Raw genomic sequence first — 19,461 nt, 5'->3', positions numbered from 1 at the left:
AGGGGCCAGGACCGGGAGTCGCGCCCAGGCTCACGCTCAGGAGGGCACGCGTTGCGCTGCGGCGACGAGGTTGGTGAGTGCTGCAGGTCCGCACGGGGAGCGAGCACCCGATATCCACAGGTCGAAAACAGCGCGCTCACGGCGGGGCCGTTCCGAATACGTTCCCCGGCATGGAAGATCCGCTGGCGGACGAGCTCCGCGATCACTGGACAGACATCGGCCTTGGCCGGACGTTCGCATTGCTCATTGCCGCTCAGGAGCACGTGAAGATGAGACGGGCTGAGCGGGCGGTTGAGATTTGGCAGCAGTTGATTGGTGAGGGAGGCACAGCCGGCGATGACGCCCGCGTGGACTATGCCGAGTTCCTGTTCGAGGAGGACAGGACCCGCGAAGCAAGGAGCGAGCTCGGCGTCGTGATGGGGAACGGGCGGATCTACAGCTTCGCCTGGTGCAGCGCAGCCGAGTTGCTCGAGAGACGCGGCGAGTTCGACGAGGCTCTGCTCTGGTACGAAATCGCGGCCGACCGACTGACCGCGGAAGACGTGAGCAGCGGCTCGCACCGAATCCTGGACCTGGTGACCGGTCGTCGACGGGTGAAGTGGGCGTTGGGGCTGCCACTCGACAGCCTGGATCTCATGGGCGCCCAGGGTGAGGACGAGGAGGCAGACCGAGAGGCCGAGTTACACGATCTGCTGCGCAATCCGGTGGTGATCGACAGCAGGATTCAGGTGTGGGATCGCAGCGAGTTCGACGTCGCCGTCCGATGGCGCAGACAACTGATCGGCGAGAACGCGGACGGTTACTGTCACCAGATCGAGCGGGTGCTGCGTGCCCAGGATGAGCGCGTCGCGATCGCCACCTGGACGTACGGCGGCCTGCTCGATTGCCTGCGCGATGCCAGGATCCGGCACGACGAGCTGCCTGACGGTCGACGGATCGCGTGGCCGCCGCCTCGTAATCGGCCGTGCTGGTGTGGATCTGGCGTCAAGTACAAGAAGTGCTGCGGCGGGCCGTTGCCACGCGTTGAGCCTGCGCCGGACGGCAGTAGGTATGGTGTCGCCCATGGCGGATGAGGAGTTTCGGGTTGAGGTTGTGCTCAGTGATGAGGGGCACGGGTTGACGTTCTGGGATCGGTTGCGGGCGTTGGATCTGGACGACGACGCGCGGAAGCGGCTCGGGAGTCAGGTGACGGTCACCCGGGACGGGAACCGGATGCTGCTCTACACGCACACGCTCGCCGACGCGCAGGAGGCCGAGCGGACCGCCAAGGACCTGGTGGCCGACGAGGACCTCGACGCGACGTACACCGTGACGCGGTGGAATCCGGCCGAGCAGGACTGGACCGACCCGAGCGTGCCGGTCGGCCCGCACGACGCCGCCGGTGACGCCGCGAAGAACGCGGACGTGGAGGTCCCGGACCCGCGGTACGTCGTCCTGCAGGCCTACAAGCCCGAGTTCCTCCGCGACCTCGGCCTGTAGACCGAGCCACGTCCAGCCAGCGGGCTACCTCGGTGTGTAGCCCGTCTCTCGGCAGAAGGTGTCGGCGGCGGCTTGGTGGGTGGCTGCTTCGTCGGGGCGGTTGAGGGCTGTGCAGCAGCGGGCCAGCAGGCTGTGGGACCACTGCTGCCCGATGCCGTACTCGGCAACGTCCGACTCGGCCAGAGCCTGGGTCGCCTGCGCAAAGGCGAGCTCGACCTCGCCGTCAAGAAACGCGCACTGGGCCAGGTCGGCGTGGAGTTCGGCGAGGATCGTCCCGTACCCCGACTTGGCGGCGAGCGCCTCACCTTCCTCGAAGTACGTACGTGCGCAGGCAACGTCGCCGGCGAACAGATAGGACTCGGCGAGCGCCTGCAGCGCGACGCAGGCGTCGTACCCGTTGCCGATCTCGCGGCTCTCGCGCAGTACTTCGGTCGCAATCTCGCGCGCCTGCTCGTGGTGGCCGAGCCGGTTCTCGACACCAGCCTTGGCCAGTCCCCACTGGACCCGGTCGAGCCGGTTGTCCACCAGCGGTTCGGCGGTCCGGAGATCCGCCGTCGCGAGCTCCAGTTCACCGAGTTCCTTGTACGCCCCGGCTCGGTTGATCAAGGCAACGAGTTGGTCGTTGCTGACCGGCCCCGAGTACTCCAGAGACTCCGTGATGCACGCGACGGCCTCGCGGAACTCGCCGAGGTGGATGTGGTTCATCGCCTGCGCGTTCAGCCCGCGAGGCATCCGCGCGAACTCGCCGCCCGCCCGGAACACGGCCAGCCCTTGACGGAACGCCTCGGCCGACTCCCGGAGCCGTCCTTGGGCGTTGTAGCTGACCGCGATGTTGCACCGCAGCGCGCCCTCGCCGAGCGTGAAGCCACACGCGTGGTAAAGCTCGGCGGCCTGCTCGAAGAGCGCGACCGCCTCCTCGTTCTCCCCCGCCTGCCGAGCAAGTACGCCGCGCGCGTGCAGCATCGCGCCGCGCCCGGCCTGGTCACCAGAGGTACGAGCACCGAGCTCACCGAGCCGGATCAGGGCACGCCAGGTCCCGGACAGACTGTGTTCGTAGAGATGGAGGCGAACGATGTCCGCGAGCTGCCAGGCGACGTCGGGCGTCCCGAGCTCCAGCGCGCGCTGTGCGATCGCCTCGATGTTGAGGAGTTCGGCCGCGAGCCAGCTCTCCGGATCCGTGACGGTGCGATCGCCGGACGACGGGATCTGGATGCGGACCGCACCCGGTTCCAGGACGGTCATCGCTGCGTCCGCCGTACCGACGTACCAGCCGCACAAGGACTTCCAGGCGTCGAGGTCCGGTTCAGCGAGGTCGGCGGCGTACTCCTTGACCAGGTCGTGCATGAGGTAGCGGCCGCGGCCGACGGACTGCAGCAGGCTGGCGGCTTCGAGGCGGTCGAGGACCTGGTCGTATGTCGGGCCGATGAGCGCCTCGGCCGCGTCGGGCGCGAACTCCTGCCCCGGGAACAGCGAGAGCAGCCGGAAGCCGCGTTGTACCGCCGGGTCGAGCAGGTCGTACGACGTTCGGAACGCGGAGCTGACCGCGGTGTCGTCGTCGATGGTGAGCGTCGCGAGCGCCCCGGTACGACGCATGCGTGAGACGAAGGACGCGACCGAGCCGCGCGAGGCGACGGCGCCCGCGATACGCAGCGCCAGCGGGAGACCGCCGCACAGGTCGACGAGCTCCTGAACATCCGCGTTGGTTGCCTGAAGCATCGAATGGACGAGGGCAGTGCCGGCCTCGGGCTTCAGGACCGGGACGTGGAACGGGATGCCGCCGTCGAGCGCGGCGAGCGCGTCCAGCGGGTTCCGGCTGGTGACCAGGACGGCGCTGGCCGGCGTACCGGGAAGCAGCGGCCGGACCTGCGCCGCGTCCTGGGCGTCGTCGAGGACGAGCAGGATGCTGCGCTTCGCCAACCGCGACCGGAAGAGTGCGGCGCGCGCATCGCTGTCGTCCGGGATCGCGTGCGGATCGACGCCGGACGCCCGCAGCAGGTCGACCAGTACGTCGTCCGCGCGCCGCGGCTGATCCGATGCGCCGCGGAGGCGGACGAACCACTGCCCGTCCGGGAACCGTTCGGTCAACTCGTTCGCGACGCGAACGGCGACGGCCGTCTTGCCGACGCCGGGTGTGCCGAAGAGCGCGACGATCCGGACGCCGTCGGTCGCCGTGAGCAGGCCCGCGACCTCGGTCACGAGCTCGTCGCGGCCGACGAGGTTGCGGATGTCGAGCGGGAGCTGGTTCTGGTGCTGCCACTCGTCGTCGTCTTCGTCGAGGGAGGACGTCAGGATCGATTGGCGCAGCGCCCGCAGTTCCTCGGTCGGGTCGAGACCGAAGTCGTCGACGAGCCGCTCCGCGAACCCGTCGTACGTCGACAACGCCTCCGCCTGCCGTCCGCAGCGGTACAACGCCTTCATCAGCAGCGCGGTCAGGCGGTCGCGCGTCGGTTCCTGTGCGCTGAGGGTCTGCAGCTCCGGGAGTACGTCGGCGTGCTCGCCGCGGGCGAGGCGCGCGTCGTAGTACTGCTCGATCGTCGTCAGCCGCTCCTCACGCAGACCGACCGCGACCGTCGGCTCGACCTCGACCGGATCGCCGCGCCACTGGTCGAGCGCGTGCTTCAGGTGCTCCACTTGCTGCGACGGGTTCGCCGCGGCCTCGGCCACCGCGGCCCGGAACGCGACGAGGTCGGACGGTTGGGCGGCGAGCAGGTACCCACGCCCGCGGGTCTGCAGTACGTCGGCACCGACGAGGTCGCGCAGGCGCCGTACATAGGTGTGGACGGTCGCGGTCGGGTTCGCCGGCTGGGGCGCGCCGTCCGGCCAGAGCCTGTCGATCAGCTCGTCCACCGGCACCTGACGATGCGGACGCAACAGGAGAATCGCGAGCAGCGAGCACAACCGCGGCGCCGGCGCCGGAACCGCACGTCCGTCGACGACGATCTCGAGCGGGCCGAGGATGTGGAACTCCATCGACCTAGTCTTGCAGGCGTGGATGTCTTGCTACGGCCTGTTCAGGACGAAGATGTGGCGTTGTTCCAACGGTTCGCGGTCGAGCCGGGGTTGATCGGGCTGGACTGGAACGGCTTCCGGGACGCGCAGGCGCCGGTCCGGCGGTACGCCGAGGACGGGTTTCTGGGGACCGACAACGGGCGGCTGATGGTGCGTACCGGGTCCGAGACGGCGGGGTTCGTGAGTTGGCGGTCGGGGTCCTTCGACGGGCGTACGACGTACTGGGAGATCGGGATCGCGCTGCTTCCGGAGTACCGCGGGCGCGGGATCGGGTGGCGGGCGCAGGCGCTACTCACGGCGTACCTGTTCGAGCACACGTCGGTGCACCGGATCCAGGCGGCGACGCATCCGGAGAACATCGCCGAGCAGAAGTCCTTGGAAAAGGCGGGTTTCCGGCTCGAAGGGGTGATCCGCGGGTGCGAGTTCCGGGGCGGGAAGCTGCGGGACGGGTACCTGTACAGCCGGCTGCGGGACGATCCGGCACCGGAACTCGGCAACGGTTCGGTGACAGGATCCGGCGCGACACCCGTTGAGGAACCTCTCGCAGATTAGTCTCGGCGGGTCGCTGCACGCTTACCCGGCGTGGTTCTGCGACGCTGAAAACGCTGAGGGAGAGGGGAATCCGTGTCTCGTCGACGTGGTCTCGTTGCCGGTACCGTCGTTGTGTCGTTCGTACTCGCCGGCTGTTCCGACGTGGCCGCGAGCGAGTCGACGCCTTCTCCTACCCAGGCTTCGAGCAGTACGCCGAGCAGTACGCCGACCAGTTCGACGCCGAGCGCCACGCCGACGGCCACGCCCACCGTGAAGCCGACGGTCAAGCCGAAGCCCAAGGTGAAGCAGAAGCCGGAGTACTACGCACTGCGCGTGGAACGCCAACTGGACAAACTCGGGTACCCGGTCGGCGACGTCGACGGCGACATCACCGCCCGCGCCAAGCAGGCGCTGTGCGCGTGGCGCGAGACCCACGGCCTGCCGGTCACCCGCAAGGGACTCAACCTGAACGACGCGTACTCGGTGCTCAACGCAACCAGTCGCCCGGCGCCGACCCGCTCCCCCGGCATCTACGTCAACAAGACCTGCCAGATCCTGTACCAAATCGTCGGAAAGACCTACAAGCGGATCGTCTGGATCTCCACCGGCGGCCCCGGCTACGAGACCCCGAACCGCACCGGCGCCGTCTGGCGCAAGTGGGCCGGCGCCCACGAGAGCAGCCTGTACGACGACGCGTACATGTACGACTCGCTCTACTTCCTCAAGGACCGCCCAGGTATCGCCCTGCACGGCTCCCGAGTCAACTCCCTCGTCAAGCCCTACCCCGACAGCCACCGCTGCGTCCGGGTAGTACGCCCTGAGATCCACCACATCTTCACCGAGACACCCCTGGGGACGAAGGTGCAGGTCTACGGCGAGTACTGATCGCCATCCCGGATTAACCACCCGATCTTGAGATTTTAACGTCGGATTGCGTTACGAGCCCTTCTCCTGATGGGTGCTGGGCTGTTAGCGTCCTGCGCCATGACCGCCAGGACCTCGTTCCGGACGTTGCCCGCGACGGATCGCCGTCGCTTCCTCAGCCTCGCCGGTGGCAGTGCCATCGGGCTCGCGTTCAGCCTCGGGATGCCGCGGCCTGCCTCCGCGAGCAGCGACGGCGTACTGCCGTACCCGTTCACCCAGGGCGTCGCCTCCGGCGATCCGGTGGAGGACGCGGTGGTGATCTGGACACGGATCGCGCCGGCACCACTGCTGCCGAACGGTGGCCTGGACGAGGGTGCCAGGGTGCGCGTCGACTGGCAGGTCGCCGAGGACGAACGCTTCCACCGCGTCGTCCGGTCCGGTACGGCGACGACCAGCGCCGACACCTCCCACACGGTTCATGTCGACGTCCGTGGCCTGCGCCCGGGACGGGTCTACTGGTACCGCTTCCGCGCCGGCGGTCACCTCAGCGAGATCGGCCGGACCCGAACGATGCCGACGCGGCAATCGATGCGGCCGCTGCGCTTCGCGGTCGCCTCCTGCCAGAACTGGCGGGCCGGGTACTTCCAGACGATGGCTGACGTCGTCGATCAGGACACCGAGCTGATGCTGTTCGTGGGCGACTACCTGTACGAGTACCCGGTCCAGCAGTTGGCCGTCGGGCGCCACATCGACCCGAACCTGCCGGCAGAGGTCGTCCCCACCACGATGTCCCTCGACCAGTACCGGCTGCGTTATGCCTTGTACCGAACGGATCCCGACCTGCTCGCCGCCCACAGCGCGATGCCCTGGATCCTGTCCTGGGACGACCACGAAGTCGCCAACGACTACGAGTCGTGGAGTACGCCGGACCTCGACCGCCGGGCCGCCGCCTACCGGGCGTACTGGGAGTTCCTGCCGATCCGGTGGCCGCAGCCGCCGCGCGGCTCCGACGCACGCCTGTACCGGCGGTTCCGGCACGGCCGGCTGGCCCAGATCGACGTGCTCGACACGCGGCAGTACCGCGATCCCATGGTCACAGGCGGAGCCGCCGCCGACCAGGGGCCACGGCGCGACCCGGCCCGGGTGATGCTCGGCGCGGAGCAGGAGCGCTGGTTCGCGGCCGGCTTCGGCGCCGAGCCGGCCCGCTGGAACCTGGTGGCGCAGCAGATCCTGATGGCGCGGCTGAACACCTCGGCCGACCTGGATACGCCGGCGACGTTCTCCCCCGGCACGTGGGACGGCTACCAGGCCGGCCAGCAGCGGCTGTTCGACACGGTGGCGACGTCCCAGGCGCGCGGTACGTCGTCGAACTTCGTCGTACTCTCCGGCGACGTGCACTGCAGCTACGTCTCCGATATCGCGGCCGACACGACCGACCCGACGTCCCGCGTCATCGGTGCCGAGATCACCAGTACGTCGATCACCAGTGCGCAGGACTTCAACCCCGTGGCGAACGAGGCGCGCCAGGTCCGGCGTCGGGTGAACCCGTCGTTGAAGTGGGCCGACCTGCATTGCGGCTACGTCCTGTGCGACCTCGACGCGGACCGCCTCCACGCCGACGTCCGCGTGGTCGACAAGGTGTCCCGCCACGACGACCCGGTCTTCACCGCGGCCTCCTTCGAGGTCTACAACGGCAGCCCCGGCATCCACCGCACCACCTGACATCGGGCCGGCGCACATCCGTCACTTCAAGCCGCTGCTGGCCAGCGCGGCGACGAACTGGCGCTGAAACACCAGGAAGACGATCAGGATGGGGATGACCGAGGAGACCGAACCGGCCATCGCCAGCCCGGCGGACAGGCCTCCGTCCGCATCGACGAACCGGGTCAGCCCGAGCGGGACGGTGTAGAGGTTCTGGTTGGACAGCATGATCAGCGGACCTTCGTAGTCGTTCCAGGAACCGACGAAGCTGATGATCGCCAGTGCGGCCAGGGTCGAGCGGATCTGCGGCAGGTACACCCGGGAGAAGACCCGCCACTCCCCTGCGCCGTCGATCCGCGCCGCCTCTCCGAGCTCGGCCGGCACGGCCAGGAACGCCTGCCGGACCAGGAAGGTGCCGAAGACCGTGAAGATGCCCGGCAGGATCAACGCCCACAGTGTGTTGTACAGCCCGAGTTGCTGGAAGAACATGAACCGGGGAATGAGCAACAGTTGCATCGGCACGATGGCCGTCGCCACATACAGGAGGAAGACCTTGTCGCGACCCCGGAAGGTCAGCCGGGCGAAGGCGTAGCCGGCCATCGCCGACGTGGTGAGGTCACCCACCACACCGATCAGCGAGACGGTCAGCGAGTTGGCGAAGAACACCGCCATCGTCACCGCGCCGCCCGTCCACACCTCGACGTAGTTCTGCCACTCCGCCGGACTGGGAATCCAGCGCACCGGGATCGCCAACACGTCGAGGTTGCGCTTCAGCGACGACGAGAGCATCCAGAGGAACGGCAGCAGGAACAACATCGCGAAAGCCCACAACAGAACGGATTTGACGACATACCCGGCACGTGCGGACGGACGCCGGCTGCGGGATACCTGCCGCACTTGCCTGACTGCGACCGTGGTCATGAGTACAACCCCCGTCCGCGCTGGAAGCGCCAGAAGAACGCGCTCAGCAGGAGTACGCCGACGAAGCTCATCATGCCGATCGCCGCCGCGTAGCCGAAGCGGTAGTACTGGAAGCCGTTCTGGTACATCAGGTACGACAGAGTGGTGGAGGAGTTGCCCGGGCCGCCTTGGGTGAGAAAGGCGATCAGGCCGAAGCCCTGCGAGTGACCGATCATCGACATGATCGCCAGGAAGGTCGTGGTCGGCATCAGCGACGGCCAGGTGATCGTGGTGAACTGGCGCCAGCGTCCCGCCCCGTCCAGTTCAGCCGCCTCGTAGAGGTCTTCCGGCAGTGCCTGCAGGGCAGACAGGAAGATGACGGCGTGGAACCCCATCCCCGCCCAGGACGTGATCAGGATCAAGGAGACCAGGCTCCAGTCCTGGGAGACCAGCCAGGTCGGCGGGTCGGCGACGCCGATCGCCTGCAACGCCAGGTTGACCAGGCCGCTGCTCGGATGGAGCAGCAGCAACCACACGAAACCGATCGCGATCGAGCTCACGATATGCGGGACGAAGAAGATCACCCGCAGCGCCGAGCGCCCGAAGACCGGGCCGTTCAGGCAGAGCGCGATGATCAACCCGCCGGTCATTGTCAGTGGAACGCCGACGCCGGCGTACAGCACCGTACGGCCGACTGCCTGCCAGAACCCGGTGTCCCGGATCAGGGCGGCGAAGTTGTCGAGCCCGACGAACCGGATCCCGTCCAGCCCCGAGACGACGTTCCAGTCGGTGAAGGAGATGCCGATCCCGGACACCAACGGCACCAGGGTGAACGCCAGGAAGCCGACCAGATTGGGCAGGATGAACAACCAACCGGCCCTGGCCGACGCGCCACCAGGCCCACGTCGTGCCTGACGGCTGACCGGCGCGGCGAGGACCGCGGCGCTCATTTGCCTGCCTTGGCGATCGCGGCGTCGCTCTGGCGGGTCGCCTCGGTGACCCAGGACGCGACGGAGCGGTCACCGAGCAGGGTCTCGTCGGTCAGCTTCGTGTGGATGGTCGAGATCTCGGTGCCGGCGGTGAAGATCGTGTCGACAGGTAGCTTCAGATCGCTCTCGAACAGCGTGGACTTCCAGGACTTGACGTCGTACAGCTTGTCGCGCTGGGGCCCGAGCAGTTGCTCGAGGATCTGGTCGGGGGTGGACTCGCCGCTGAGCAGCGGCAGGCGACCACCTTTGGTCATGTACTTTCCGGCGTTGCGGGCCCAGAACTTGGCCAGCTCCCACGCCTGGTCCGGGGACTTCGACTTCGGGCTGATCGAGATCTGGTCGCCGATCTGGCCGGTGTTCCAGCCTTCGGTACCGGCCGGAACGGGGACCGGCATGCAGTAGGTGGCGAAGTCGTGCGGGTAGCCCTTGGTGTCGTTGATCGACCGGATGATCTGCCCGGACTGGATCAGCATCGCGACGCGCCCGGCGATGAACGGGTTCTGGCTGAACGTCTGCAGCTTCTCGGCGATGATCGTCTGGCGGTCCATCGCGACCTTCGCCTTCTGCAACCGGAGCGCGAGCTCGAGCTCCTCGGCGAACTTGGGGTTTCCGAAGTTCGACCGTTTGCCGCCGTCGGCATAGAGATAGTCCGGCCCGAGCGCCGGCCTGGCCAGCTGTGGTGCGGTCAAGGTGCCGAAGACTCCTGGCTTGGTCAGCTCGCGAGCTACCTCGTTGAACTCGTCGACTGTCCAGGTCTTGCCCAGCTTGATGCCGGCGGCGTCCATCATTGTCTTGTTGATGTAGACCTGCTGCGGCGCGCGGGCGGCCGGCAGCCCGTAGAGCTTGCCGTTCAGGACGTAGTTGGACAGTGGGGTGGCGTCCGCGGTGAGTGCGGCGAAGTCGCTCTCGGCCTTGATCTTGTCGGTCAGGTCCAGCGCGAGACCGGCCGCGCTGCGCTTGAACATCGGAACCGGGCCGTACGAGAAGTACAGGTCGATCGGTACGCCGCCGCTGAGCGACGTGTCCAGCTTGAGGTTGCCCTGGTCGTCGTTGACGTAGCGGGTGTACGTCACGGTGGTGCCGGGATTCTCGGCCATGAACGCCTTGCACATGTCGTCCGGCCCGGACTCGTTCGGGACGCCACCCCAGACATTCAGGGTCGCGCCGCCTCCTCCCGCCGACTTCCCGCCGCCGGCGCCGAGATTGCATCCGGCCAGCGAGGCGGCGCTCGCGGAGGCCGCGATACCTAACAGGGAACGTCGGGTGATGGTGCGCGATCCGGTCATGCTCGCGTCCTCTCGGTGAGAGTTACAGGGGGAGATGGATCTTGCCGAGCGAGGCGTTCGCCCGGGAGGTCAGGTCAGGAAGGATTGCTCGACCAGCCGCCGCGCCTTGTGCAGCAGCAGCGCCAGCCGGTCAGGTCCGAGGGTGCCCGCGTCGTCCACGATCGCCAGCGCCACCGGATGCGGCTCGGGAGTGATCAGCGGAATCGCCCCACTCGTGCGACCCTTCACGACCCAGTCCGCCATGATGAGTACGTCGTCGGCCACCGTGGCGCGGGCCTTCGCGAGCAGGCCTTCCTCGGTCGGCGGAACGAGCTCGGGACGACCGCCCCACCCGTTGCGCTGCCGCGCCACCCGCAGAATGTGCAGCGCCTCCTCGTCGGGCAGGTCGACCAGGAGCCGAAGACCCGGCGCGGAAACGTTGATCGGGAACGCGCCGCTCCAGAAGGCGAGCGGCTCCGACCCGCTGGTCTGTCGCAGCAGGTAGAGCAGTTCGTCCCGCCACAGCATGCACATCGTCATGGTGATGTCGCCGTGCTCGGCGGTGAGCTGCTCGAAGGCGGCCCGAGGCCGCTTGATCAACGGCAGCCGCGTGGTCGCCGACCCGAGTGCGAGTACTCCGTAGTCCGGCACGAACCGGCCCTGGTTCTTGCGGACGTAGCCCACCTCGCCGAGGGTCGCGAGGATCCGGGAGGCAGAGCTCTGGTGGATCCCGATCCGGCGGGCGATCTCCGTGGCCGTCATCGGCTCGCCCTCGTCGACGAGCATCCGCAGGATGTGCAGGCCGCGGGCCAGCGCCTGGTTGCTGGCGCTCCCCGGGGGATTGCGCTCCGAACCCGCTTCGATCGGCACCGATGCCGCGTCGCCCCTGATATCGGTCACGGCCGAGCGCCCCCGTCGTGACGAAGAATCCGGGCGTCCGGGTCGGCATAGCAGCGGACGGAGAACACCGCGGCCGGCGCGGCGCCGTTCACCGCATCCACCTCGACGGTGAGCTCATCGGTACTGACCACGTCGTCGAGCGTCAGGGTCCAGCGGCTCTGGTGATGGTCGTGTACCTCGGCCAGAACTCGTTCGCCCGCCCGGACCCGGAAGTCCCGGACGCAGTGCGGCATCGCGTCCTCCGGCTGGCCGTAGAGGACCGATTCCATCGCATGGTCGAAGTCGGTGTCGAACGCGAGCTCGATCCGGCCGAGGTCGATCGGGTCGTCCCAACGCAGGGTCAGGCCAGGGTGCGGGTCGTCGAACTCGGCGATCCAGGCGTTGGTCGCGCACGTGGGGCGGTCGACGCCGTTCGAGACAGCAGCCGGATCACCCAGCCGGACGGGCGGATCGAGGGTCAGCGCGAGGTTCCGGCCGTCGGGGCGCCTGATCGGAGCCCAGAACTCGAAGCCCGGGCAACCGGTGCCGGGATCCTCGGGTTGGTCGCGGCGGTGACGGAGCGGAACGAGGCCGGTGACGAGCTGGTCGGAGACCCGCACCGCCACCCGGTCGTTGGCGAGCAGGCAGATCGTGACGTAGCCCGGCTCGGCGAGCTCGGCGTCGAAATCGAGCTTGACCAACTGGTCGTCGCCGGCGTCCAACCGGACCTCTTTCCCGGCAAGGACCCGATCCGGCGTGTAGTCGTCCGGGCGCCGGCCCTGGCGGAGCTCCACCTTCAAGGTGGTCGGCCCGGACACGTCGAGCCGCAGGCCGAGCTGGGGTACCGGGCCGGCAGGCAGCGGGAGCAGCTGACCGCGGTCCTCGGCCAGAGGTACCGCGGATCCGTTGTCCGGCAAGGATCCGAGCGCGAGCGCCGAGCTCGCCGACACCCGTGCCCTGCCGACCAGGTCGTCGCCGTCTCGGAGGGTGTGCTGCGGAATGTGCTGCCCACGACGCAGGAGCTCACGCTGCAGCTCGGCCATCGACTCCGGCTCGACGAGGTCGGCCGGCCGACGACCGTCGCGCAGGCACAGTGCCGCGGCCACCGCGACGGCCTGAGCACAGTGCGCCGAGGTGCCCATCACCCGAGTGGATCCGAAGGCGACGTGGCTGGCACTCATCACCCGGCCCGCCAGGAACAGGTTGTCCACGTCCCGGCTGACCAGGCAGCGGTACGGGATCTGATAAGTGCCGCGGCTGTGCAGCTGGTTGCAGCCGGGCTTCTCGCTGAAGACCCCGTCGGCCGGATGCAGGTCGATCGACCAGCCGCCGTAGGCAACGGCGTCGGGATGCTGGGTCTGGCCGAACACGTCGTCCTGACGAAGCATGTACAGGCCCTCGAACCGTCGGCTCTCCCGCTTGCCGGGGATGGTCCCGACCCACTCCAGCGTCAGGTTCGCGGCCTCGGGGAACTCTCCGGAGTTCTTCAAGTGGTTCCAGACGCCGTACACCACCTGCCACAGCCGCCACTTGATCGTCTCGGTCTCGTGGACGGTGTCGAGCCGTCCGCCCCACTCGATCCACCAGAGCCGGCAACCGTCCTCACTGGTGTTGAAGTTGCGCGCCCGCGGGATCGAGTCGAGGTCGGACAGCGCGAAGGCCGGCGGGGTGAACCGTACCGGGTGACCGACATCCTTGCTGTAGAAGTAGATCGAGTGGCCGAGGAGATGGCCGTAGTCGTCGGTCGGGGCGAACTTCTCACCGAACTCCGAGCTCGACTCGGCCCCCATCCGGAACGCCGCACCGGCCAGGAAGGCCAGCGCGCCGTCACCACTGGAATCCAGGAACAGGTTTCCGCCGATGTCGTACCTGGTCGAGTTCTGGCTGCAGAACGCCGAGACACGGTCGATCCGGCGGCCGGATGCGTCGGCCATCTCCACGTCGACCAGAGCCGTGTTGAGCAGCACGGTGAGATTCGGCTCGGCGGTCGCCTTCTCCAGCAGGACGGTGTCGAAGATCAGCGGGTTGCCGTCCGGGTTGCGGTACGTGTTCTCGACCAGGATCTCGTCCACGACGCCGCCCTCGCGGGCCCACCGGTTGTTGTTGCTCATGTGCGCGGTGGCTCCGAGGACCCACAGCCGCACCTCCGACGACGAGTTGCCGCCGAGCACCGGCCGGTCGTGGACGAGGATCACCTGGACTCCCGCGCGGGCCGCCGTGATCGCGGCGCAAGTGCCGGCCAGGCCACCCCCGACAATCACCAGATCGGCGTCGAATTGCAGGCTCCTGAACGTACGCCGATCCACGGCCGGCGCGACGAGAAGCCTCTCCCGGTCCGTAGACGCGTCGAGAGCGGACGGCGAAGACTCGCTTGTACTGCGCATGGGGGGACTATAGGAATGCGCATGATGCATGACAAGAGCTCGATGCTGCATTTTGCGCATTACGGAACGTGACGGATGGCGAGCTGGCCGAGTCTGCTCGTCAGCTGGGCGGTGTCGCAGGGGACGATGTCCCGCTCACTGTGGGCCTGGGCGTCGTGGCGCGACCGGCTGCAGGATGGCCCTCTGCTGTGGGGTTACGCGGGCCAGGAGTTCGTCGGAGTAGCTGTAGCCCCAGCGAGTGGTCGCCCACGACGGGCCGTAACGGTAGATGAGGGCACGGCGCTCACCGGGATTGGTGCGGGTGGATGCGCCGTGGGACAGACCGTCGCAGAACAGCAGCGCGTCGCCCTTCTCGAGGTGCATCTCCACAACGCCGGGCATGGCGTCCATCGTGGTGTCCCAGCTCTTGTACTCGTCGAACTGGGGGTGGCGCAGGTTCGACTTGTGGCTGCCCGGGATCACCAGCGTGCCGCCGTCGCCGGGGCCGATGTCGGTCAGGGCCATCAGGATGTTGACCTGGCCGCAGCGGAAGATGCCGTCCTTGTAGCGGTACTGTCCCCGGACGGCGCCACGGTAGCCGCCGGAGTGCACCGGGAAGAAGCCGCCGTCCTGGCGGATCGTCGCGAAGCACTCGTCGATGAACAGGCCCTCGACGTAGCTGTCCTGTTCACCGCAGTAACGCCGTACATGACCGAGCCAGGACGGGTGGTCGATCAGCCGCTCGAATTCCGGCCCGCCTTCGACGATGTTCTGGAGCTCGACGCCGGCGTTGCCCGGGTTGTCGTCGACGCGGTGCACGTTGCCTGCCCAGGCCTGCGGCTCGAGCTCCGGGAAGTCGTCCAGTGCGGTGTTGAGCTCGTCGACGACGCCGGGTTCGAGCGCTTGCCGGAGAACGAGGTAGCCGCGAAGGTCGAACAGGTAGTCGTCCAGCTCGGTCGGTGTCGCCATGGAAGAGTGCCCTTTCTGATGTGATCAACTGGTGTGATTTCACTTCACGGTAGGGCGGAGCGGTGCGGCACAGCTTCTCGTTCGATGGCGGACTGCTTCTCATTTCATGCGCGGAGGACACGGTCGATGATCGATGAGGTACTGCCTGCCGACGGGCTGTTGTTCGCGCGTCGTGATCAGGTCGAGGTGATGACGGTCGCGCACCGGCATCGCGGTGTGGAGTTCAACCTGGTCGCCGACGGCACCGCGACGTACCTGCTCGACCGTCGCCGCTACCACCTGGCGCCCGGCGCCCTCGTCTGGTTGTTTCCGGGCCAGGACCACCTGCTCGTCGACGCCTCCCCGGCTTACCGGGACTGGCTCTGTGTCTTCGATCCCGCGGTGCTCGGCATCGACGATCCGAGCGAATGGATCAGGCCGTTCTACCTTCCTGATCCGCCAGGTCTGTTCGTACGCCGCCTGGGAGTCGACCAGGCCGGATGGCTGGACACGCTCTTCCGGCAGGCAGCAGCTCCCGATCACCCAGAGCTGGAACTCGCCGCCCGACGCCACGCCATCCTCGCCGCCTGGCAGGCATTTCACCTGGCGCCGGCAGCCACGCCGACAACCGTCGTACACCCAGCCGTGGCCGAGGCTGCCAGACTGCTGCGGGAGCTGCCGTCCGTGTCGACGCTGCCCGAACTGGCACGGCAGGTAGGCCTGAGCCCGCACCATCTCAGCCGGCTCTTCGCGCGACAGATGGGAACGAGCATCACGCGTTTCCGCAACGAGCAACGCTTCCGCCGCTTCCTGGACGTCTACGGCGCAGGTCACGGCGTGACCATGGTCGATGCCGCGCTCCTGGCCGGCTTCGGCAGCTACCCGCAGTTCCACCGCATCGTCCGCTCCATCACCGGAACGAACCCAGCCGACTACCTCGGCAAGCACCCTCGCAGGGCGTGGATTGCCGGAGATATCTCGTTGTCGGGGATGTTGCCGTAGCCAAGGACGAGGCCGTCCTGGGTGGAGTGGATTCGGTAGTCCGGGAGAGGGACTATTCGGGTGCCTGCTGCTCGGGCGGCTGTGGCCAGTTGGCTTGTGTCGACGGGGGTTGGCGGCGTCAGGGTGAGGTGGAGGCCTGCTGCAGCGCCGCCGATCGCCCAGGTGGGCAGTTCGTGGTGGAGCGCGGTGAGGACGAGGTCGCGGCGGCGTTTGTAGCGCCGTTGCATTGCGCGCAGGTGCCTGTCGTATGCACCGGCCGCCATCAGTTCCGCGAAGGTTGCCTGGCCAATGGTCGACGGTCCGAGAACCGATGGCCGTTCCAGCAACCCGCGCCACGTGCCCTGCGCAACGAACCAGCCGATCCCGATCGCTGGGCTCAGCGTTTTGCTCACCGAGCCGAGCAGTACGACGTGTTCCGGCGCCATGCCCTGCAACGTGCCGACGGGACTGCGGTCGTACCGGAACTCGGCGTCGTAATCGTCTTCGAGGATCACGCCGTTGTTGCGCCGCGCCCAGTCGATCAGCTCCAACCGTCGATGCGGCGCAAGTACGACACCGGTGGGAAATTGATGCGCCGCAGTCACCACCACGGCACGCCCCGAGAGCCGCTCGACCTGCAGACCGTGCTCGTCGACCGGCACCGGATCGACCCGCATGCCGGTCGACTCGATGACGGTACGCAGGCGCGTCCAGCCGGGGTCCTCGACCGCGATGCGATCGATCCCCATCGCCCGCAGGCCGACGCAGATCTCGGCGACGCTCACGCTGACTCCGCTGCGGATCACCACGTCGGCAGCGGAGGCGATCGCTCCTCGGCTTCGCTGAAGGTAGTCGGCCATCAGCTCGCGGAGCGGGCGGTATCCCTGCTCGTCCGGATACCCAAGGTCGGCAGTCGGTACCGTACGCGCGGCCGACCGCGCCGCCTCGGCCCAACGCGTACGTGGAAACGCCCGCAGGTCCGGCGCACCGGGAGCCAGGTCGAACCGGTACGTCGCAACGCTGGCCGCCGCCGTACGTCGCGAGGTCCGCTGCGTCGGGCCCGACCAGCTGACCCAGGTTCCGGACCCTATCCGCGTCGCCAGATAGCCCTCCGTCACGAGCTGGCTGTAGGCCTGGGTGACCGCCCATCGCGAACAGTCGAGTTGCGCCGCCAGCTCGCGGCTCGGCGGCAGCACGGTGCCGGTCGAGACGCGCCCCGATCTGATTGCCTCTCGCAACGCGCGCTCGACCTGCCGGTGGAGCTTCCCGTCGCCGTCAAGCGTCAGCACCACAGTCCAAGCCGCGCGCGTGGACTGCTTCGCCATGACTCCAGATCCTAGTCACGGCGTCGTACCGCTCGTGTCACCGCCTGAAGTTGCGCAGGAGATCGTAGGGGTAGACGGACGGCTTCTCGCTGACCGTGGTGAGCCGGGTGAACTGCTCGTCGGTGAGGGACCAGCCGGCGGCGCCGATGTTGTCGACGTAGTGCTCGAGGGTGCGCGGTCCGATGATCGGAGCCGTGACCGGCTCGGTCTGGATCAGCCAGCGCAGGGCTACCTGCGCGACGCTCTTGCCGCTCTCGGCCGCGATGTCGTGCAACGCGTCGAGGACGTTCCAGGTGCGCTCGTTGTTGTAGTAGTCCCAGGCCTCCAGCAGTCCACGGTCGGCCGCCGCGGCGACCCGGGTGTCCTCCGGCGGCGCCTCCATGCCGCGGTGGAACCGGCCCGCGAGCCATCCCGCGCGCAGCGGGCTCCACGGCATCACGCCGAGGCCTTCGTTGCGGCAGATCTCCAGCAGCTCCCACTCGGCCTCGCGGTCGAGCAGGTTGTAGAGCGGCTGCAGCGCGACGTACCTGTTCCGTCCGGCGAGGTCGACGGCCTTCTGCAGCTGCCATCCGGTGACGTTGCTCGCTCCGAGGTACCGCACCTTGCCCGACGTGACCAGCGTGTCGAGCGTCGCGAGGGTCTCCTCGAGCGGTGTCGCCGTGTCCCAGACGTGCGTGTAGTACAAGTCGATGTAGTCGGTGCCGAGGCGGCGCAGGCTCGCTTCGACAGCGGACAGGATGTGCTTACGGCTCAGGCCGTCGTCGTTCGGTCCGTCGCCCATCGCGCCGTACACCTTGGTGGCAACCACGAACGCGTCGCGGTCCCGCCCCTTGAGCCACCGGCCGACGACCGCCTCCGACTCACCGGCGTTGTACACGTCCGCCGTGTCGATGAACGTCCCGCCGGCGTCGGCGAACTCGTCGAGGATCCGCACACTGGTCTGCTCATCGGTAGGCCCACCGAAGTGCATAGCCCCCAGGCACACCTCACTGACCTTCAGCCCTGTCCTGCCGAGATTCCGGTATTCCATGAATCAATCCAGTCCTCTTGCCCAATCACGTACCATCAACCTATGACCGAATCGGCCGGAACCCACGCCCAATCAACGCCCGGATTCACAGTCCAATCCGCCACCCATCAGGCACCACGGACGAGCTGGGCCGGTCAACTCGGCGGCTGAGCCGCAGAAGCCCGGCAGCTCGACAGTACGTATACGTCCACTGCCGGGCGATTCGTCCTGTCGCCCGGCGCACGGCGGCGGGTAGTAGACACATACGTACTGTCGAGCTGCAGATTTCGAAGGCTGAGCGCGGGTCGGCGGCAGGTCGCTCGGCTGGATGCTGTGGTGGGTTAGTGCTTCGGTAGGCGTTCGATGTGGGGTTTTGGGGTGCCGTCGTAGGGGTTGGGTGGGAGGGCTGTGAGGAGGTCTGGGAGGTGGAAGGTTTGGAAGAGGGTCAGGTCGAAGAAGGCGACTGCGTGGACTACTGCGGTGGCGGTGAGGGTTAGGACCTGGATCTGGAAGGCTCGGTAGATGTCTTCTTTGGGGTCTCGCATGTAGACGGCGAAGGCGGGGTGGCCGTTGGCGGTCAGGGGGATGAGGTACTGGTCGCCGGGGCGTTCGGCTGGGCAGTGGGTGCTGATCAGGCGGCCGATGTTGCGGGCGCCGCGGAACCAGGACGTGTAGGGCGGCATCTCCCAGATCGCGTCGTCGGTGAAGAGCGTGACGATCGCGGGTACGTCGTACTGCTCGAACCCCGCGCGGTACCGGGCCAGGAGGAATTCGTCGGGTGCGACGAGCGGGACCGCGGTGATCGGTGCGGGTGGAACGTCGCTCAGCAGGTCGGCGATGTTCGGCCGGCCCTCGAGGTGGAGGACGGTCACCGCGCGCTCGATGGGTGGGAGGCGTTGCAGGCCGGCGATCAGGCCGAGGTCGATCGGGTGGTCGTCCATCAGGTCCGCTGGAATGGGTTCCAGCCAGAGAATCTCGGAACGCTCGGAGAGCACTCCCTCAGGATCATCGCTCGGTGCAGCGAGATCCGACGGCAGCGGACGGCTCCCGACCTGCCGCAGACAGGCACGAGTCGCGTCCTCGTATCCGGTGCTCGCGGCGGCGATCTGAACGGCGTCGGTGATGGACCCGAGCATCCGGTAGCAGTGCGAGACAAGACCGCGCTGCAGCTCGTCAGCGCGGTACGCCGTACCTCCGAAGCGGACCAAGTCGTCACCT

General features: G+C 67.8%; 16 protein-coding genes. 6 read left to right on the top strand and 10 right to left on the bottom strand.

Features of this window, described 5'->3' with window-relative positions; genetic code table 11:
* The first annotated feature begins 170 nt into the window (after positions 1 to 170).
* Entirely contained in the window at positions 171 to 1,073 is a 903-nt protein-coding gene (locus tag E0H50_RS40065; protein ID WP_131296391.1) for an SEC-C metal-binding domain-containing protein, read from the top strand.
* Complete coding sequence (locus tag E0H50_RS40060; protein WP_131296390.1) at positions 1,063 to 1,479, top strand: hypothetical protein; 417 nt, start codon at positions 1,063 to 1,065, stop codon at positions 1,477 to 1,479. The genes E0H50_RS40065 and E0H50_RS40060 overlap by 11 nt, the downstream gene beginning before the upstream one ends.
* Positions 1,480 to 1,503: 24 nt before the next feature.
* Here E0H50_RS40060 and E0H50_RS40055 read toward each other — a convergent pair whose 3' ends face one another.
* Positions 1,504 to 4,449, bottom strand: a complete 2,946-nt coding sequence (locus E0H50_RS40055; RefSeq protein WP_131296389.1) for an AfsR/SARP family transcriptional regulator — start codon at positions 4,447 to 4,449, stop codon at positions 1,504 to 1,506.
* Here E0H50_RS40055 and E0H50_RS40050 point away from each other — a divergent pair.
* From E0H50_RS40050 to E0H50_RS40040, 3 genes are all read left to right on the top strand, one after another.
* On the top strand, positions 4,339 to 5,040 hold the full coding sequence (locus E0H50_RS40050) for a GNAT family N-acetyltransferase (protein WP_131296388.1): 702 nt from the start codon (positions 4,339 to 4,341) through the stop codon (positions 5,038 to 5,040). The two genes, E0H50_RS40055 and E0H50_RS40050, sit on opposite strands and share 111 nt — an antisense overlap.
* Positions 5,041 to 5,112: 72 nt before the next feature.
* Complete coding sequence (locus E0H50_RS40045; RefSeq protein ID WP_238151673.1) at positions 5,113 to 5,904, top strand: L,D-transpeptidase family protein; 792 nt, start codon at positions 5,113 to 5,115, stop codon at positions 5,902 to 5,904.
* A gap of 99 nt (positions 5,905 to 6,003) precedes the next feature.
* Positions 6,004 to 7,605: an alkaline phosphatase D family protein gene (locus E0H50_RS40040; RefSeq protein WP_165547460.1), complete on the top strand. Its 1,602-nt coding sequence runs from the start codon at positions 6,004 to 6,006 to the stop codon at positions 7,603 to 7,605.
* Between the two features lie 21 nt (positions 7,606 to 7,626).
* Here the strand turns inward: E0H50_RS40040 and E0H50_RS40035 are convergent, their stop codons facing one another.
* From E0H50_RS40035 to E0H50_RS40010, 6 genes are all read right to left on the bottom strand, one after another.
* Positions 7,627 to 8,400, bottom strand: a complete 774-nt coding sequence (locus tag E0H50_RS40035; protein ID WP_238151672.1) for a carbohydrate ABC transporter permease — start codon at positions 8,398 to 8,400, stop codon at positions 7,627 to 7,629.
* 101 nt (positions 8,401 to 8,501) lie between these two features.
* Positions 8,502 to 9,434, bottom strand: coding sequence for a carbohydrate ABC transporter permease (locus tag E0H50_RS40030; protein WP_131296385.1), 933 nt, complete (start codon positions 9,432 to 9,434; stop codon positions 8,502 to 8,504).
* The gene (locus tag E0H50_RS40025; RefSeq protein ID WP_131296384.1) at positions 9,431 to 10,759 is read right to left on the bottom strand and encodes an ABC transporter substrate-binding protein; all 1,329 of its coding nucleotides are present in this window, start codon (positions 10,757 to 10,759) and stop codon (positions 9,431 to 9,433) included. Before E0H50_RS40025 ends, E0H50_RS40030 begins: the two co-directional genes overlap by 4 nt.
* A 69-nt stretch (positions 10,760 to 10,828) precedes the next feature.
* The gene (locus E0H50_RS40020; RefSeq protein WP_131296383.1) at positions 10,829 to 11,638 is read right to left on the bottom strand and encodes a helix-turn-helix domain-containing protein; all 810 of its coding nucleotides are present in this window, start codon (positions 11,636 to 11,638) and stop codon (positions 10,829 to 10,831) included.
* Complete coding sequence (locus tag E0H50_RS40015; protein ID WP_131296382.1) at positions 11,635 to 14,001, bottom strand: FAD-dependent oxidoreductase; 2,367 nt, start codon at positions 13,999 to 14,001, stop codon at positions 11,635 to 11,637. The genes E0H50_RS40020 and E0H50_RS40015 overlap by 4 nt, the downstream gene beginning before the upstream one ends.
* 135 nt (positions 14,002 to 14,136) lie before the next feature.
* Positions 14,137 to 14,949, bottom strand: coding sequence for a phytanoyl-CoA dioxygenase family protein (locus E0H50_RS40010; protein WP_131296381.1), 813 nt, complete (start codon positions 14,947 to 14,949; stop codon positions 14,137 to 14,139).
* 126 nt (positions 14,950 to 15,075) lie between these two features.
* Between E0H50_RS40010 and E0H50_RS40005 the strand changes: the two genes are divergently transcribed.
* Positions 15,076 to 15,930, top strand: a complete 855-nt coding sequence (locus tag E0H50_RS40005; protein WP_165547459.1) for a helix-turn-helix domain-containing protein — start codon at positions 15,076 to 15,078, stop codon at positions 15,928 to 15,930.
* Here the strand turns inward: E0H50_RS40005 and pdxR are convergent.
* From pdxR to E0H50_RS39990, 3 genes are all read right to left on the bottom strand, one after another.
* Entirely contained in the window at positions 15,861 to 17,234 is a 1,374-nt protein-coding gene (gene pdxR, locus E0H50_RS40000; protein WP_131296379.1) for a MocR-like pyridoxine biosynthesis transcription factor PdxR, read from the bottom strand. The two genes, E0H50_RS40005 and pdxR, sit on opposite strands and share 70 nt — an antisense overlap.
* Positions 17,235 to 17,271: 37 nt before the next feature.
* Positions 17,272 to 18,264 (bottom strand): aldo/keto reductase, encoded by a 993-nt coding sequence (locus tag E0H50_RS39995; RefSeq protein WP_131296378.1) that lies wholly within the window; start codon positions 18,262 to 18,264, stop codon positions 17,272 to 17,274.
* A gap of 320 nt (positions 18,265 to 18,584) precedes the next feature.
* Entirely contained in the window at positions 18,585 to 19,451 is an 867-nt protein-coding gene (locus tag E0H50_RS39990) for a sigma-70 family RNA polymerase sigma factor family protein (RefSeq protein WP_202868544.1), read from the bottom strand.
* Positions 19,452 to 19,461 lie beyond the last annotated feature (10 nt).

The organism is Kribbella sindirgiensis (assembly GCF_004331435.1).
Taxonomy (GTDB): domain Bacteria; phylum Actinomycetota; class Actinomycetes; order Propionibacteriales; family Kribbellaceae; genus Kribbella; species Kribbella sindirgiensis.
The sequence above is the reverse complement of the archived record's forward strand: the minus strand, read 5'-3'. Positions and strand labels throughout refer to the sequence as shown.

Bases quoted from the DNA above. Each gene is read 5' to 3' on its own strand.
- E0H50_RS40065 (WP_131296391.1), top strand. From the start codon at position 171: ATGGAAGATCCGCTGGCGGACGAGCTCCGCGATCACTGGACAGACATC.
- E0H50_RS40060 (WP_131296390.1), top strand. From the start codon at position 1,063: ATGGCGGATGAGGAGTTTCGGGTTGAGGTTGTGCTCAGTGATGAGGGG.
- E0H50_RS40050 (WP_131296388.1), top strand. From the start codon at position 4,339: ATGCGGACGCAACAGGAGAATCGCGAGCAGCGAGCACAACCGCGGCGC.
- E0H50_RS40055 (WP_131296389.1), bottom strand. From the start codon at position 4,449: ATGGAGTTCCACATCCTCGGCCCGCTCGAGATCGTCGTCGACGGACGT.
- E0H50_RS40040 (WP_165547460.1), top strand. From the start codon at position 6,004: ATGACCGCCAGGACCTCGTTCCGGACGTTGCCCGCGACGGATCGCCGT.
- E0H50_RS40035 (WP_238151672.1), bottom strand. From the start codon at position 8,400: ATGTTGTTCCTGCTGCCGTTCCTCTGGATGCTCTCGTCGTCGCTGAAG.
- E0H50_RS40030 (WP_131296385.1), bottom strand. From the start codon at position 9,434: ATGAGCGCCGCGGTCCTCGCCGCGCCGGTCAGCCGTCAGGCACGACGT.
- E0H50_RS40025 (WP_131296384.1), bottom strand. From the start codon at position 10,759: ATGACCGGATCGCGCACCATCACCCGACGTTCCCTGTTAGGTATCGCG.
- E0H50_RS40015 (WP_131296382.1), bottom strand. From the start codon at position 14,001: ATGCGCAGTACAAGCGAGTCTTCGCCGTCCGCTCTCGACGCGTCTACG.
- E0H50_RS40010 (WP_131296381.1), bottom strand. From the start codon at position 14,949: ATGGCGACACCGACCGAGCTGGACGACTACCTGTTCGACCTTCGCGGC.
- E0H50_RS40005 (WP_165547459.1), top strand. From the start codon at position 15,076: ATGATCGATGAGGTACTGCCTGCCGACGGGCTGTTGTTCGCGCGTCGT.
- pdxR (WP_131296379.1), bottom strand. From the start codon at position 17,234: ATGGCGAAGCAGTCCACGCGCGCGGCTTGGACTGTGGTGCTGACGCTT.
- E0H50_RS39995 (WP_131296378.1), bottom strand. From the start codon at position 18,264: ATGGAATACCGGAATCTCGGCAGGACAGGGCTGAAGGTCAGTGAGGTG.